This window comes from Bacteroidia bacterium (genome assembly GCA_026932145.1).
Lineage (GTDB): Bacteria > Bacteroidota > Bacteroidia > J057 > JAIXKT01 > JAIXKT01.
Genome location: JAIXKT010000021.1, coordinates 75,936 through 92,386, shown reverse-complemented (window position 1 = coordinate 92,386; position 16,451 = coordinate 75,936). Strand labels below are relative to the sequence as shown.

Below are 16,451 nucleotides of genomic sequence, written 5' to 3'. Positions count from 1 at the left end.
AATTATCGTAGAAAACGAAACCCTAAAATAATCGTGCTGGCAATCGAGGTGATAATAGTAACAAACGGCAAAATAGGGCCTAACACTTCGTTTACCAACCGGCCACTTCGAGGCTCAATGTAAACAATATCTTTGTTCCGAATAATTAATTCTTCGGTTTCAATTGTTTGGATGTTTGTTAGATTAATCAAAAGCACTTCAGGATTTTTAAAATCCCCACGAATTATCTTAATATTTCTTTTTTTGGCATAAACCGTAAAGCCTCCGGCCTGTGAGATGGCTTGAGCCAAATGTAATCGTTCCTGAGCTAAGGGATAGATACCCGGTTTTTGAACTTCCCCTAAAATACTGAAGGTAAGATTCAGTATTTCAACGCTTACGATAGGATCATTAAGGTATTTTTTATAGAGTTCTTCTAACTTCAATACTGCCTGTACACGAGTTAAGCCTACTAAGTTTACCCTACCAATTACGGGTAAAGCGACTAAACTGTCTATACCAATCAGATAGCTAGGGGGTGTATCTGATTGATTTGTTTTAGGGATAGCTGATGCCAACTCTACGGCATTCGAAACACGTACATCTAACCTATCTCCAACAGACAAAATGGGAATTATTGGTACGGAACTTTCTTGGCCAGACACACGCACGACCGTTTCATGGCGCATATCAACGGGATTAGCTGTTTTAAACAAAACCTGCTGATGCTTATAGCCGCATCCGGTAGTCGCCAAAAAAGCAGTTAGTGCTATGCAGTAAAAAAATATACGAGAAAACACTTCGTCGCAAAATTAAACGCTTTTATCGTTAATCCGGCAAATAGATTAAAACTTTATTGGCGATTTATTTTGGGTAAACAATACAGTTTGTATTAGAGGTTATTAACCATAATTTTGTAGGCTAAAACTGTGCCTAACAAAAACCAACCTTCCTTAGATAAGCAATTTTCTACGTATTTAGAAGCTAACCAATTGATAAACAAGCATCAAAATTTACTTTTAGCTTGTAGTGGCGGGGCAGACTCGGTGGCTCTTGGCTTGCTGTTATTCAAGAATAACTACCGTTTTTCCTTAGCCTATATGAATTTCAATCTTCGTAAAGAGGCCGAAGAAGAAGAAATTTTTGTCCAGAAATTAGCTGAACAGTGGAAAACTTTTGCTCATATCAAACAGGTTTCTTGCCAAGAATATGCTAATCAACATAAAATTTCTATTCAAGAAGCGGCCAGAATCTTACGTTATCATTGGTTTAATGAACTCATAAATCAGTTTCACTATGATTATTTACTAACAGCTCATCACTTAGACGACCAAATAGAAACCATCTTTGCCTCTGTTCTTAGATCGTCTGAATTTGCAGTTATCTTTGGAATACCTGAAAAAAGAACCCTAATTGTTCGCCCTCTGTTAAACTTTTGTAAGAAAAAAGACTTGCAGCAATTTTTAGAATCAGAAAACTATACGTGGTGTGAGGATGTAAGCAATTCTTCTAATAAATATCAACGAAATTTCATTCGTAATCACTTAATAAAAGATGCGTTATTAGTTAACCCCGGGCTTCATTCTTCTTTACAGCAAAAAATAGGGTTATATACTCAACAAATTGCTTTTATCGAGGAGGTATTTCGCCCCAAAATTGCTCTTTATGAAACAGCAGAACCGGACGGCTTTGTTACATTAAATTTCCAGAAATTAGCTCAAAATGAAACTTCGCAAGCAGCTAAGTTATTTGAAATATGGTGGTTAAGTAGGCTTAGGTTTTCATTTAAGCAAATAGCGGAAATTCTTGCGTTGAGGCAAACACAAGTGGGGAAAAAAATATTACTGAACCAATATGAAATCTGGAGAGAACGAAGCGGAATCAGTATTGGTTATCCTGCTTATGCGGCCTTGGACACAGAGATTCCATTACAAAATCATTGCACGATTCAATTAGCGAACCGAAAAATCTATGTAGAAACTTTAGCCACCGAAAAGTACTTTCTGAGATACTGGAAAGCCGGAGATAGGCTAAAAATATCCGTAAAAGCCCCCAACTCGATTCTAATCAGTGATTTTTTGACCAATAAATCAATTCCGGCAAGGCAAAAAAAGAATTGTTTTGTAATTACAACTGAATCAGGAGAAATAATAGCCCTTGATAGCCTTTGGTACAGCAAAAAGCATCTGATTAAGATTCAGGTAGAATGGATGCCCGTTTCTTATCCAACAACCGATTCCAGTTCAGCTCTTTTGGAATAGGAATATTTTTCAACATATTGTCTGCTAATATGTTGGCTGTTAAAGGTGCAATTAACACACCTTTAGTGCCGAGCCCGTTCAACATAAAGTAATTATCATATCGAAAATGCTTTCCGATAAGCGGTTTTCGGTCGAAAGTTGTTGGCCGAAGGCCGGCTTGCTGGTTAAGCCAGTGAATATTTCGGATTGCTAAAAGTTCTTGGGCTTTATCTTGCAGTTGTTGTGTTGATACGTCCGTAACTGATTCATCTTCAAAGTCTAATTCGTAGGTAGAGCCTATTAAAAAACAACTTCCTTCGTTTAGCACAAAAACAGCTCTGGATAACCCAAAATCCACATTGGTAGGCGGCTCAAAGGTGCAGAAGCCTAACTGGCCTTTTAGGGGAACGACACATTTTGCCGGCCAGTCTGAATCCTGCAAAATATCAGTTCCCGTACAATTTACTACAAAACGGTAGGATTCTCTCTTTCCGTCAAGCTCAAATTCTCCTGAATCTAAGAATAGTTGGCTTTTTAATAGTGGTTTATTCAGAAACTGAAAGCGGCCAGTTTGGCTTAAAATCGGAATGACTTTTTCTATAAAAGAATTTACTTGTAATCTATATCCTTGTATGTTAATTCCGCCAAATGGGTCTATCAATTCTGGAACTCCCTTAGTTCCAAACTGATAGTGAACAAAGGGGGCGAAGTTTGGGTCGGCACTTTTTCCTGCCCATTCATTAGCTTCAAAGGCAGTTTTAAAAGGTCGGTAAAGCTGTAGCGGCTGCAAAAGATATTTTAAGGAATTTAGATACGGGGATTCAAACCTTTGGATTAGATATTGTAAGAAAGTATCTACTTCCCATGTTTTAGCGGCTCTTTTTCCGGTTATTGGGTTAATAACACCTGCACCTATTCTGGAAGCGGCATTGGGTTTTGGGGCATCAAATAAAACAACGTATTCTCCACGTTCTATCAAGTTGATAGCGAGCCACAATCCGGATAGCCCGCCACCGACTATGAGTATTGGAGGGGGCTTTATAGTTCCCGCGCTGCTAACCATCTTTCAGCATCTAAGGCAGCCATACAGCCACTCCCCGCAGCCGTAACTGCTTGACGGTAAGTAGCATCTTGAATATCGCCACAGGCAAAAACACCTTCTATATTTGTATGGGTACTTTTTCCTTGAGTTATGATATATCCATTTGCATCTAAGTTTAGCTGGCCTGCCAAAAATCCGGTATTCGGTTGGTGGCCGATAGCTACAAAGAAACCAGTTATGGATAGCTGTTTTTCGGTATTATCATTCAGGTTTTTTAGGATAGCTCCGGTTACACTGGTTTCTCCGATAATGTCTTGGGTAACGTAGCCCCACAATATTTCGATGTTCGGGATTTTCTGGATACGTTCTTGCATTACTTTGGAGGCGCGCAGTTCATTTCGGCGGACGATAAGATATACTTTTTTGCAAAGTTTGGATAGATATGCGGCTTCTTCGCAGGCAGTATCTCCGCCGCCTACAACGGCTACGTCTTGGTTACGGAAGAAAAATCCATCACATACAGCGCAGGCACTTACACCTGCTCCGTTAAGTTTTTTTTCAGCCGGTAACCCTAACCATTTTGCTGACGCTCCTGATGCGATAATGACGGCATCCGCAGTAATCTCTTGGCCGTCATCTATAATGGCACGTTTGGGATTTGACTGTAAGTCTATAGAAGTTACATAAGCGTATCGAATGTCTGTGCCAAAGCGTTCTGCTTGTTTTCTAAACTCTTCCATCATTTCTGGTCCGGTAATGCCGTTTGGGTAGCCGGGGAAATTCTCAACGTCTGTGGTCGTTGTTAATTGGCCGCCAATTTGGATTCCTGTGTACAAGACCGGGTTCAGGCTTGCACGAGCTGCATAAATAGCCGCCGTATAACCCGCAGGCCCAGAACCTATAATTAGGCAATGGGTATGTTCAATCTGTTTTTCGCTCATTGAAGGAATAAACTGTCTTTGTTGGTATAATTGGGTAAAATATAGATAGAATCCAAGGCTGTAAGTGCCGGATCCTGAGGATAATAGCAGGAAAAATAAACCATTCCCATAGGTAAAGAAGATATTGTAGCAATTCCTTCTTTATTGGTATTTGTAGTCTTGAAGTAGTTATTTCTTTCCAGATCTAAGCGAGAACGATAGGTTTTTATGAAAAACCCCGGCCCCGTTCCAAAAACCGGATGAAATACTGTAAGTTCTAAATTTCCTACATTTCCAGTGGCTGTTGTATCCTTAACAGGTATATTTAGCTGGTTATTAGGAAGTTCTGTCTTTTTGTTACAGCTAAACAAAACTCCCAATACGGCTACAATAATAATTGCTCGCACCATACGTGATTTCAAGCCCAAATAACGGAATTATTTTTGACTACTCAAAATCACGCTGAGAGATTTTCGTAATTACCTTTTAAAACAACGATACTTATACCTCTAAAACTAATGAAACAGCAGTTGAACGGGTTTTCTTTTTTCGGTTGTTATTTGTGCATTACATAAAGTACCGGTTTGTATCTGAACGTCCGGGCCATGGGAGGCTGTCCATTCATATTGGCTTTTGGTACTCAGGTCTTTTTTCAGTTTAATTTGTACTGCTATGAGTGCATCTTGCTCATTCAAAAGTGATTGCACTAATTGAGTGTTTCCAATTTCATTTTCCATTGCCTGTTTGGTAGCCGGAAATCCAGATACAGAGATAACTGTTCCTTTAACATAACCATGCTCTTCAACCCTAACGATAGACGGTGCTACGTGGGATTCCATGCCAACCTTTATTTTTTTCCCGTCAACCGCCGGAACATATACTAATGCGATTAAGTCTTTGGTATCTGTTGTTTGTTCTATGCTTAAAATGGTCGCTCCTGCCGGAATTAAATCCCCTTCTTTGGCAACTATTTCTAAGATTACGCCGGAAAATGGGCTTGTAATAATGGATTGAACATTTAACTGTGCTTCTAACAGACGCAGTTTATGTAAGGCTTGGTTTCTTTGGGCTAATATTCCGTCGTTGTAATGGGATTTCTGTTCAATAATATTTTGTAAATCTATGTCTAATTGCTTGAGTCGAATCTGGTTTGCCTCTATTTCATGCTGGGTGTTTGTGTAGCTTTGCTTCGTGTTTTCCAAATCCTGTTTGGCTATCAATCCTTTATCTAACAGTTTTTCTTCTGCTTCGATGCGATTTTGCAGGGTAATAATTCTTTCTTTTAAAACCTTAGCGACATTATTAATATCTTTTCGTTTTTTTTCTAAGAAGTCTTTTTGGGCATTAATGTCTCTTTTTTCTAAGTTTTGGCTATTAAGTAATTGTTTTTCGTAGAAGTCAAGTTCTTGTTTCGCGTTTGAGAACTGTACGGCGAGTTCTGGTTGTGAAACGATTGCCAGTGTGTCTCCTACCGAAACTCGTTGTCCGCTTTTTGTTTTGATGTCCATCACTTTTCCGGTTCCGAGGGCGGCTACTTTGGATACGCTTTCCGGTTTTATCAACACTCCTCGCCCGCTTACTTTGGTCGTTACTGTGCCAAAAAAAGACCAGCTAAGCAACACAAGCAGTATTAGTATCATGGCTATCAGCGCGAACCACGGCCTTGAGCTCGTAAGACGCATCATCTCGTCTAATTGCTCAGGCGAAGCGAGTTTTTCTAACGGCTTTTCTCTAAAGATGGGCTTACTCATTGGGTAATTCTGGTAATCCTGTTAATAATTTTGGATACAATACTGCCTCATCATTCACAAAATAAACAAGCATACCACATTCAGCTCTTAGAGCCAGCGTAGATAGCAGATAATTCATTTTTGCTTGAATTTTATCTATTGATGCCTCCATAAGAATGTTGTGTGCATATAACAAGTCCAATATTGTTGATTTTCCTAATTCAAGTTTAATTTGCTCATTTTCGATTATTTTTTGATATGAAGAAACGGTTTCTGCGGCTTTTTCCCAGCCTTGATAAGATAGTTCTATATTTTTTAGCTGTAAAGAGATATTGATTTCAAGGCTGTTTTTCAGATAATCATTTCTGAGGCGGGTTTGTTCTAAGAGACTTTGGGCTTCTAACTGTTTGCCTTTGGCTAAATCTTTTTGTGGTGGGAAGGATAGTGAAATTCCGGCTACAAAGCTGGGGCCGATTGGGGAAGCATATAATGGCTGAATTAAATATTTTCCGGCAAAAGGTTCATCTTGATAGCGGAAACTTTGGCCTGTTAGGCCAATGCTTCCGGTTAAGTCTAACTTAGGTAAACTTAGCTGCTTAGATTGTTCTAAGAGTTTAGTATATGCAATAGCTTGGTACTCAGTAGTTTTTAAATCAAAGCGATTTTGCTCGGCAAATTGTAGGTATTGTTTTCTATTCGTTATTTTGTTTATTGGTACGAGGGTTATTCTTTCTATATCCGGTGTTGGGCGGATTTCGGCTTGATTCGTTCCGGTATTCAGGATCAGCTGGGCAGCTATTTCATTCAACTTGATTTCGGTTTCTAAGCGTTTTCTTTTTTGGTTAGATAAGCTGGCTTTTATGGGAATTGTATCGGATTGTTTTAACTTTCCGGCATCTGCAAGTTCTTGAATATTAGAGAAAAGCTGCTCATAACGAGTTTCTGCTTCTAACATTGCATTAATTTGGGAACGTAGAGTTGCCCAGCGGATATAACTTTCGGCAGTACGGTAAATCTGAAAAGATACTTCTGCTTTAAACTTATTTTCTTCGGATTTTAAAAGGGATTGTTGAATGATTGTTCCTGCATAAAGGCCTTTTTTTCCGGCTCCTTGCAATAATGGTTGAATCAGTGTAAAGCGAATATCTCCCCGATAGCCATTACCCGGTAAATACGAAAATGATTGATACTGAACTCCTACGGACATTAAGAGTTCTTGCCCAGCAGAAAAAGTTTTTTTTCCTGTAATTTGATAGTATAGGCCGTCTGCTCTAAATAAATCTTGATGTAGTGATAAAACCTCTTTATCGTATGCTGATAGCGGTATTTGTGCGGAAGAGATTCCGGCAGAGAGGCCTCCTACCCAGTTAAAAAGTGAACGTTGCTGCTGAAGTAATCCTTGTTGTTGCGACACTCGTAGGTGCGCAATGCGTGTAGAGAAATTGTAACGAATTGTTTGTTCTAAAAAAAAAGTCAAATCTTGGCCTTCACAGACCTCCACTCGCCCCCAAAATAACAAGAAAAGGCAAAAAAACCATCGTATTTTATAGTACACTTTTACCCAAAATCCCATAAAGCAAAAATACACGTTTATTTTATAACTCATTAAGTTTGTTTAGCTCCAGAAACTAACCGAAAAATTATTCTAAAAATATAATTATCAATAAATTAAAAATAATAATACTTTACTTTTTGTTTTAAAATCACAGCTATTTTATTTTTTCTAAATCAACGGAAGATATATCTACATTTTGATAGTAAAATTTAATAATTCGCTTAAAGTCCCATCCTTTTTTTCCGAGTGTTAGTGCTCCGTCTTGGCACATTCCTACTCCGTGCCCAAATCCTTTTCCTTGGAAATGAACAAATTGTTCATCTACATTGATTGTCATTTTAGAGCTTTTCAGGGAGAACATTTTTCTCAATTGTTCTCCGGTGATTACTAATTTATCATCTTGATTCATTAATAGCATTTTAACTCTGCCACTTATATCTTTAACGGTGGAGAATTTACTGATAGTTATGTTGTAATAATTTGATAGGCTGGTATAAAATTTTTTTTTGTTAATTACTTTTGACCATTCTGCGTTATTAGTTCCGTTACAGTTCGTTAGGTCATCAACGCTTCTGAGATAAGATATTTCATTAGCCCAAACGTCTTCTGAGTTAGCTGTTTTTCCGCCACAATTAGCACAGAAAACGGCATCTATCAGGCGGCCTCGGCTATCCATGATAATAAGATTTTGGGTTTTTTGGACTGCTTCTGTGTACTGTTTATGTTTGTAGGTTATATCTCGGTACACTTGGCAATGGGTTTTATCACAAACATCAAAGCCTTCTTCGGCATGTTTGTATAGGTTTTTGTATAGATAAGTGCGGCTACAAACGGCCTGTACCTGCTGAAAGTTTGGGTTCATGTATAGGCCAGCTTCTGCCGCAATAACTCCCGGCAGGTAATTTTCTATAAAAACACGATTGTAAAGTATTAATTCTGAGCCATTACTGAGCACCATAAGCTCATCTGGATAGGTGTAACTTTGTCCTTGAATTTTCATTTTGAATATTCCGCCGGAATCCGGCGAAAAAAAGGTAATTTTATCAAAGTATCCAATCACAGAATCATTGGAGGTTAGTAATACGAGGTCTCCATATATCGAAATTCTTATTGTTTCATCTAACTTTAAACGGTAAAAAGCTTCGGGAAAGCCATTTCCTTGCGCTATGATTGTATTGGGCATCAAGGCCGTAAATTCTAAGTAATGAATATTAGTTGCCGGGGCTATTTTTACGGTTATAGTCTGGCTAAAAACCCCTGTTAAACTTCCAAGCCCAATCCAAAAAAGAAAGTATAAAATTTTAAGCACTTTTATATGGGTAAAGTTAGCAGTAGTTCTTTCAAAAACGTATCTACGGTAACTCCCTCTGCAAGAGCTTCAAAGCTTAGGCCAATTCTATGGTTAAGTACCCAGCCGGCAACGGCTTTTACGTCATCTGGAGTTGTGTAGGTACGGCCGGAAAATAACGCTTGGGTGCGGCTTAAACGGTTTAGGGCAATGGTTGCCCGAGGTGAAGCTCCATATCGAATATAGTTTTTCCATTTAGAGAGCTGATATTCAGCGGGTTCTCTGGTTGCTCTAACTATATCTACCATATATTCTTCTAAACGTTCATTAACTGCTATGCTATTTACTTGCTTCTGAATCGCCTGGATTTCTTCTGACCCAATGATTGTCTGAACTTGCGGCAACTCTGTATGATTCGATAATTGCCTCATAATCATGAGTTCTTCTGAACGATTCGGATAGGTGATGAATATTCGGGCTAAAAATCTGTCTATTTGTGCTTCCGGTAGCGGATATGTGCCTTCTTGTTCTAAGGGATTTTGTGTTCCTAATACGATAAATGGACGAGGTAAGCGGTGAGTTTCGTCTCCAATTGTTACCTGACGTTCTTGCATAGCCTCTAACAACGCACTTTGTACTTTTGCCGGAGCGCGGTTAATTTCATCAGCTAAAATAACTTGGCTAAAAATAGGACCTTTTCGTACTTCAAATAGAGTTGTTTTGGGGTTAAAGATGCTCGTTCCGATAATATCTGCCGGTAATAAATCCGGCGTAAACTGGATTCTCCGAAAAGATAAACCTGTTATTTTAGATAATGTAATGATAGACAATGTTTTAGCTAAGCCTGGCAATCCTTCAATGAGTAAATGCCCTTCATTGATCAATGCCATTAAAATGGCATCTATCATCGCACTCTGACCAACGATTACTTTTGCAAACTGTTTCCGGCATTCCGTTATTAAATATGCGGTTTGTTGAGCCTGCTTTTCCAAAACAGTTTTTTCCATTTATTTACCTTTAAACCCACAAAAGTAATGGATTCTTCATTTAACGCAGGGTTGATATTCTACCCAATTTGAGTATTCATAGCATTGACACTATTGTGATATTTGTTAAAATCTTTATGAGAAAATTTAGCAAAGTATTTTTCTCCTTCACGGAAGTTTCTAATCTTGTAAATTACTCTAACTCAGGTTTTTTAGCTGTTTATCCATTATAGCTAATCCGTCTTCAAGTGATTTTGGTTTGTAATCAATATCTTGCATAGCTTTCAAGATGATAAACCCTGTTTTTAACGGTCTTTTAGCCGGCTGAACAAAAGACTTTGTATCAATTGCTGTAATTAGGGATTCATCTAATTTCCAGAAGCGGGCTACTCTACAAGCCAAGTCGTAAATAGACATAATCTCCGGGCCAGTAAGATGATAGATTCCTGTTTTTTGGCGTGTAATTAATTCAACAATTCCCGCAGCTAAGTCTTCAGCCAATGTTGGAGAGCGATATTGGTCATGCACAACTTTAATAGGCGTACCTTTCTCTAAGGATTCTTTAATCCATGAAACAATATTCATCCTACCCGACCCCAGAACTACACCGTACAAAATGATAGTTCGGGCGATAGCTGCCGGTATTCCACTTTCTATGATTATTTTTTCAGCCTTAAACTTAGAATTTCCATACGTAGAAAGTGGATTTGGTTTACCTTCCTCCCGATAAGGGCCATCTAAACCGTCAAAAATAAAGTCTGTTGATATATGCACCAGCCGGCAGTTACTCTTTTTACAATAATCAACCAAATTCTGAACAGCCTCTGTATTAATCTTGTAGCAGAATTCAACATTTGATTCACAGGCATCTACGTTGGTCATTGCTGCCGAGTTTATTATGTAATCCGGTTTATGAGATTCTAAACACTCCGTTAATTCTTGCTTGTTCGTTATATCCAAAGAAACATATTCATAACCATTCGTTTGAGGGTTTCTATTGTTAGCAATCGAAGTAGCTATTAACTTAAAATCCTGATTATCAGCTAATATATTGGTTATCTTTTGGCCTAATAAGCCGTTGCTACCGGTTAATAAAATTTTCTGCATAAAACTGATTGTATCTATTGTTTAGGAGTGGGTGCGGGAATAAACCAGCAACTTACCAAAAAAGATATAGGTTGCCCAGTTTGGGGAATTGGTGTATATCCGGCCAGTAGTTCTGGTCGGTTTAGTAAATTATAGCCCGAAAGACCAATACCAAACTGCTTATAGCTGAACCGGACGGAAGAGTTAAGGGAAAACTGCATTGGTATTGTGTAAATAGCCGTTTGATAATCTGGATTTGGGCTTCTGTTTTGAACGTTAGGGTGAATGATAAAATCTATTGGTGCCCACGAAGTGGCATAGGCAGTTAAGGAAAGTCCTTGAATTGGTCTTATGGTTATGCCGGAACTCCCTGTCCATTTTGGCCAGTTTAGGAGATTACTACCTGCTATGCTAATGGAATCTGCCGTAAAACTCATGGTGTAGGCAGCACTAGCAAAGACACCTATAATATCTGTATTAACTCTAAGCAGCAGTTCTGCGCCGCGTGTACTTATGTTGGATACTTCCCTATAAAATCTTTTTTCTGTAGAATCTACCTGCGGCATTATTACCTGTTTAGTTTGGTTATGAAAAGCAATAAGTTGGTAACTAAATAATTCCTTTGTGTTTCCTACGATAGCCAGTTCAAGGCTTTTTAATTGTTCTGGGCCTGCCTGCCTTGAACCCGTTACATCCATAGCTGGAATACCTTGCCGATACCAAGGAAAAGTAGGCAAGGCCGCTGTAGATGCCATTAGTTTAATCCGAAATATATTTGCAAATCGCACCGTTAATGCGGCACGGGAGCTTGGCAGCCAAGAAAAATAATTGTGATAATCCGCCCGCGCATGCACCGTTAATGCCATTCGTTTAGGCCAAAACCAACTTTCATGGGATATAAAGCCGGAAATATTAGACTCTAATTCTCCTGCAAAGGGGCGATTTCCTTTGTCCGGCGTGTATGTTCCTAAATAAATACCATTTGCTAACTGCGGTACTTCAAGCCGATAAGCCTGCCCAGAAATATTCCCTTGTATCCCAATAGTTGTTTCACGTTGTTTACCAATGCCCCAACGTGTAGTTTTAAAAATAGACTCAATAGTGCCACGTTGGCTACTCCCACTTAGTCTATAAACACTTCCATAGTTTTTGTAAGGAAATTTAGAATGATATAACATATCTTGGTCTAAACCGAAATTATCAAAAGACGCTCTTAATACCCAGTCATAATTTGGCTTATTGTAAAATACTTTGAAGTTCATCTCTACCGTAGCTCGGGTATCAGCTCTATGGGAGCGTTTAAATGCCTCTTGATCTTTAATAATTAGGTTGTAATCGGAGCGAGTTCGTTGAACCCCCCAGTCATTTCGTTCTAAATTAGCCATAACCGAAAAGCGGTATCGCTGATAACAAGTATAAAACTCAAAACTCGGATAATACTTGTTAACGAACTCAGTTCCTCCCATTGAAGGGCGATATGCTTCATTATGGGTTACGGATAAATCTCTCAGGCTGTCTTGCAAAACAGGTAAACCGTCTGACTGCTTATAGTTGAGTGAAAAATAGATATTTTCAGCGTCTGAAAACTTACGTCCTATTTGAGCATTCGCTAATATCGTATTCCCATTTCCGTATCGGGCAGAAATCAACCCTCGATTAGATTGATTACCAACTTTTGTAACAATGTTGATTACGCCGTATTCTGCATTAAAGCCAAACTTAGAAGTAGCTGCGCCTTTGATAATTTCGACTCTATCAATATATTCTAAGGAAAATCTATCTAAATTAGATGTATTGGAAATCAAGTCATTTGTACGATGCCCGTTAATCAATATCAAAAACCCATTGGGGGTGTCCTTAGAAAGGCCGCGAAAGGCGTAATTACGTTCATTTAAGTCTCCAACCTCAACAAAGCCCGGGGTTATTCGGATTAAGTCATACAAAGATCGGGCACCTAACTCTTGGATTTGTTCTGATGTATAAATGATAGCTACGGCAGGAACTCCAGTTATTTCTTGACTATGGGTGAATGAATTACTAATCGTTATTTTAGATAGTGAATCCATATTTGCTTCATAAATATCTGTTGAATCTACTTGGCCATAAACAAGATAGCTATTTATGGGTGATACAATCCAAAGCAAAATAAATTGAATATACTTCCGCACGGCTTACAAACATAAAGTTAATTGAGCATCATATAGAGCAATTTTAGGGTGCAGTTGATTATGGCATTAGGCGGGAGCGAGACCAGCCGGATGGTGTTTTTTCAAAGATAATTCTATCATGAAGCCGAGCTGGTCTTCCTTGCCAAAATTCGTAGTATTCCGGTATTAGGAGGTAGCCTCCCCAATGAGGTGGTCTTGGAACTTCTTGGTCTTCAAATTGCTGTGCGAGGGCATAAACGCCCATATAGAGGTCTTCTATGTCTATAATTTTTTCACTTTGCTTTGAGACCCATGCGCCAACCTGACTTTCTCTTGGTCGAGTGCGAAAATAAGTATCTGAAATAGCGGGGTCCACTTTTTTAACGCTACCTTGAACACGCACTTGGCGCTCTAAGAGTGGCCAAAAAAATAAGCCGCTTGCAAAAGGGTGATGTAATAATTCTTTTCCCTTACAGCTATTGTAATTTGTGTAAAAACACCATTCACCTGATTCCAAAATCTCTCGAACATATACAATACGTACATTTGGGAGCTGTGTTTGTGGGTTAAACGTAGCTAACGTGATTGCATTAGGCTCTTTTTCTTCTGATGCAATGGCCTCCTTGAACCAACGCATAAATAGCTCTACGGGGTTATCGCCAGCGGTATGGTCGTCCAACACATTTGAACGAAAATCATCTCGTTTACTTTGTATTTGGCTATTGAGTTCAGAATCCATGACCAAAGTTATACAAAATTGAGTGTTTTCCCAAAAAAATATCTTTATTTTAAATAGACATTAAAGACAAAAATAGTTTATCTTTCTAACTATTTAGTTATCAATATATCTTTTGTTAAAAAAGATTTCTGCCTTTAATGTCTATTCTCTATTATTGTTTCAAGTTCTTTTTTACGGCGAGCATTAGGTTAGATTGGCTATTACCGTACTTGTAACCAATACCAAAATCCAACTTTTTGATCGTATTAGTAGAGTCTTTATAGGCTTCTTCTAAATCTTTTTGTTTCCATTTATTAAACATTGGGATTGTGCCGGTATAAACCCCATAAAAGGTTAAATCCCATTGTTTTCTATCAAAGTATTTTAATGGAATGCCGGAGTCGTCTTGTATATAAATTTGGCTAATGTCTAAGATTGTATTTCTAATGGTAGAGAAATAGTCTTTGTGCATTAAGTAGGATGCGGATTTTACATAGGTATGGGTTGGTTTTTGGCTTTGCAGTAGTTTCAGAAAGTTTTCTTTCTTTTTCAGGGAGTTATCACCAATATCAACGCTGAAATAAGTCATTGTTTGGAGTTTTCCGGTTTCTCCTTTTTGGAAATAGACTTTTACGCCGGTAATGATGCTGTCTTGTGGGTTTTGTGGGATTTTTTCGGTATAAGCTACTACGTCGCCTTCTGGGGTTATTTTAACGGCTTCTACATTCAGGATTTTATTTCCTTTTCGGGCTATGAATGCTAATAATGCCGGTAAGGTTCCATCTAATTCAGCACTTCGAAAGTCCGTTGCCATATTTATTGTTTTGAAAAAGGTATGCTCCATGATGGATGCTAAGGATTTTTCGAGGTTAGCAAGATTATTTCTCAGTCGTTCTTTTTTTATCTTAGTTAGTTCCGGTAGATGTCCTTCGGGTTCTAAGCCAAATAATAGGTAAGAATCTGCATTGGGATAAATAGTGTTGATTGTCATGAAGTCTGCTCCACTAAAAGGGTAAAAGACACGGGCATCGGTGCCGGGTAATGGGCTTATTTCTTGTTGTGCCCAACTTGCTAATTTTGACAGGTGGGTTATTTCTTTTTTCTTCCAAGCTTTTTCGAAATATTCTTGGTGTTCTAAGGCTTCGGCGCGGTAATCAATGCTATCCAAAGTACTTTCTGGCGTAGGTGGTAATCCGCCTAAGTATAAAGCTAAGTCATTCCAATACCGGTTGGTGGGAATATTAGGCGTTTTCGCTTTTTGGGTTGTATCCGCTAAAGATGCTTGTGTGCTATCTTGGGGTTGAGTGTTTTTAGAATTAGGGTTATCGGGAGTGCATCCTACCCAAAAGATAGCGATAGCTCCTAAAAATAATAATCGTTTCATGAATGTTTTGTAATATCAGGTTGTTTTGTTTTTGTGTTGATTGGTGGCCATGTAAATAACAAGCCCCAAGGCTATTGTTCCAAAGCCGGCTATTGCTGTTTTATAGTTTTCTATAATTGTATAAATCACAATCCACGCGCTGAGAACCAAGAAGAGTGCGGGAACTACCGGATAGCCGGGAGTCTTATATTTGGGTATCCATTCCGGATGTTTAACTCGATATACAAAGACCCCTAAAACCGTTAAAAAAGCAAACAAGCTTAAAGTGAAGCCAATATACCGCAATGTATCTTCAAATGAAGCTGTTAATACATAGGTAATTGCAATAACTAACTGGATCAAGAAAGCGTTTAAGGGAAGGCCACGCTTATTATTTTTACCTAACCATTGTAGCCCCTGTGTATCTTTGCCCATAGCTGCCGTAATCCTAGGGCCTGCCATAACCATAGAACTGACCGAAGATACTAATGCCAAAGCTATTAATGTAGAAACTATAGAGCCGCCTACATCTCCAAAGATAGCCCTTGCTGTTAGGTCGCCGATAGCTAATTGGCCTTGCATTTCTGGGATAGTTAGGATATAAACAAACACTAAATTCAGCAGTAGATACAACACCATTACTGTTCCGGTTCCCAAAATCAATGATTTAGGCACATTACGCTCTGGGTTTTGCACTTCTCCGGCGATATAAGCAGCCGCATTCCAGCCGGAATACGCAAACGAAATATAAATCAACCCAACGGCAAACTTCCCGGACGTGAGCATCGAAAATTCATCCCCCCGAAAAGATAGTGAAAAACCAGCCGATGCTTTCCCAAACACAAAACCACAAATAATGAAACCTATAATTAACGTTATCTTAGCTACGGTAAAGACATTTTGGGTACGGCTCCCTATGTGTAAATCCCAAGTATGCAAAAAAGTCATCAAAATAATGATTAATAAAGCCGCAACAGGCTCAGGAATCATCGGTGCTACAATGTGAAAATGCTTTGCAAAGGCAGTAGCCGAAGCGGCTATGGGGGCAGCAAAACCCGCAAATAATGAAACAAAGCCGGATAAAAACCCCAATGCAGGATGGTAAATCTTGGATAAATAATGATATTCTCCGCCGGATTGGGGCATCGCAGCAGCTAACTCTCCATAAGATAACGCCCCACACAAAGCTAACACACCTCCCAATGCCCACGCTATCAAAATCCCAATAGGTGAAGGTACATCACTCGATAAAAAACCGGTTGTCGTAAAAATACCCGTCCCGATAATATTGGCTACTACTAACGCCGCAGCGGTTCGAAAACCTACCTGACCCCTTGCTAACGACACCTGCCCTTTTTGCGGCAAACCTACATATTTTTTTATTATTACTAAACACC

The 16,451-nt window shown here is 38.8% G+C and carries 14 protein-coding genes; 1 reads left to right on the top strand and 13 read right to left on the bottom strand.

The genetic code is table 11. The features are described 5' to 3' along the window. Positions 1-2: 2 nt before the first annotated feature. Positions 3-779, bottom strand: coding sequence for a polysaccharide biosynthesis/export family protein (locus LC115_05945; GenBank protein MCZ2356221.1), 777 nt, complete (start codon positions 777-779; stop codon positions 3-5). A 129-nt stretch (positions 780-908) separates the two neighbouring features. Between LC115_05945 and tilS the strand changes: the two genes are divergently transcribed. Beyond that, the gene (tilS, locus tag LC115_05940; protein ID MCZ2356220.1) at positions 909-2,240 is read left to right on the top strand and encodes a tRNA lysidine(34) synthetase TilS; all 1,332 of its coding nucleotides are present in this window, start codon (positions 909-911) and stop codon (positions 2,238-2,240) included. Here tilS and LC115_05935 read toward each other — a convergent pair. The 12 genes from LC115_05935 to LC115_05880 all read right to left on the bottom strand — a co-directional run bounded on the left by LC115_05935 (position 2,170) and on the right by LC115_05880 (position 16,401). Then, positions 2,170-3,282: an FAD-binding oxidoreductase gene (locus LC115_05935; protein MCZ2356219.1), complete on the bottom strand. Its 1,113-nt coding sequence runs from the start codon at positions 3,280-3,282 to the stop codon at positions 2,170-2,172. The two genes, tilS and LC115_05935, sit on opposite strands and share 71 nt — an antisense overlap. After that, positions 3,258-4,202 (bottom strand): thioredoxin-disulfide reductase, encoded by a 945-nt coding sequence (gene trxB, locus LC115_05930; GenBank protein ID MCZ2356218.1) that lies wholly within the window; start codon positions 4,200-4,202, stop codon positions 3,258-3,260. Before trxB ends, LC115_05935 begins: the two co-directional genes overlap by 25 nt. Next, positions 4,199-4,591 (bottom strand): hypothetical protein, encoded by a 393-nt coding sequence (locus LC115_05925; protein MCZ2356217.1) that lies wholly within the window; start codon positions 4,589-4,591, stop codon positions 4,199-4,201. Before LC115_05925 ends, trxB begins: the two co-directional genes overlap by 4 nt. Positions 4,592-4,696: 105 nt before the next feature. Next, on the bottom strand, positions 4,697-5,932 hold the full coding sequence (locus LC115_05920; protein MCZ2356216.1) for an NHLP bacteriocin system secretion protein: 1,236 nt from the start codon (positions 5,930-5,932) through the stop codon (positions 4,697-4,699). Further along, positions 5,925-7,412: a TolC family protein gene (locus LC115_05915; GenBank protein MCZ2356215.1), complete on the bottom strand. Its 1,488-nt coding sequence runs from the start codon at positions 7,410-7,412 to the stop codon at positions 5,925-5,927. Before LC115_05915 ends, LC115_05920 begins: the two co-directional genes overlap by 8 nt. Before the next feature lie 208 nt (positions 7,413-7,620). Further along, a complete protein-coding gene (locus LC115_05910; GenBank protein MCZ2356214.1) occupies positions 7,621-8,775 on the bottom strand; it encodes a SpoIID/LytB domain-containing protein in 1,155 nt (384 codons plus the stop codon). A gap of 2 nt (positions 8,776-8,777) precedes the next feature. Beyond that, complete coding sequence (locus LC115_05905; GenBank protein ID MCZ2356213.1) at positions 8,778-9,761, bottom strand: AAA family ATPase; 984 nt, start codon at positions 9,759-9,761, stop codon at positions 8,778-8,780. A gap of 177 nt (positions 9,762-9,938) precedes the next feature. Further along, entirely contained in the window at positions 9,939-10,847 is a 909-nt protein-coding gene (locus tag LC115_05900) for an NAD(P)-dependent oxidoreductase (GenBank protein ID MCZ2356212.1), read from the bottom strand. A 14-nt stretch (positions 10,848-10,861) separates the two neighbouring features. Beyond that, positions 10,862-12,970 (bottom strand): TonB-dependent receptor plug domain-containing protein, encoded by a 2,109-nt coding sequence (locus tag LC115_05895; protein MCZ2356211.1) that lies wholly within the window; start codon positions 12,968-12,970, stop codon positions 10,862-10,864. An 82-nt stretch (positions 12,971-13,052) separates the two neighbouring features. After that, positions 13,053-13,712, bottom strand: coding sequence for a pyridoxamine 5'-phosphate oxidase (gene pdxH, locus LC115_05890; GenBank protein MCZ2356210.1), 660 nt, complete (start codon positions 13,710-13,712; stop codon positions 13,053-13,055). 151 nt (positions 13,713-13,863) lie between these two features. Continuing rightward, entirely contained in the window at positions 13,864-15,075 is a 1,212-nt protein-coding gene (locus LC115_05885; protein MCZ2356209.1) for a hypothetical protein, read from the bottom strand. A gap of 15 nt (positions 15,076-15,090) precedes the next feature. Beyond that, positions 15,091-16,401, bottom strand: coding sequence for an amino acid permease (locus LC115_05880; GenBank protein MCZ2356208.1), 1,311 nt, complete (start codon positions 16,399-16,401; stop codon positions 15,091-15,093). Positions 16,402-16,451: the final 50 nt, after the last annotated feature.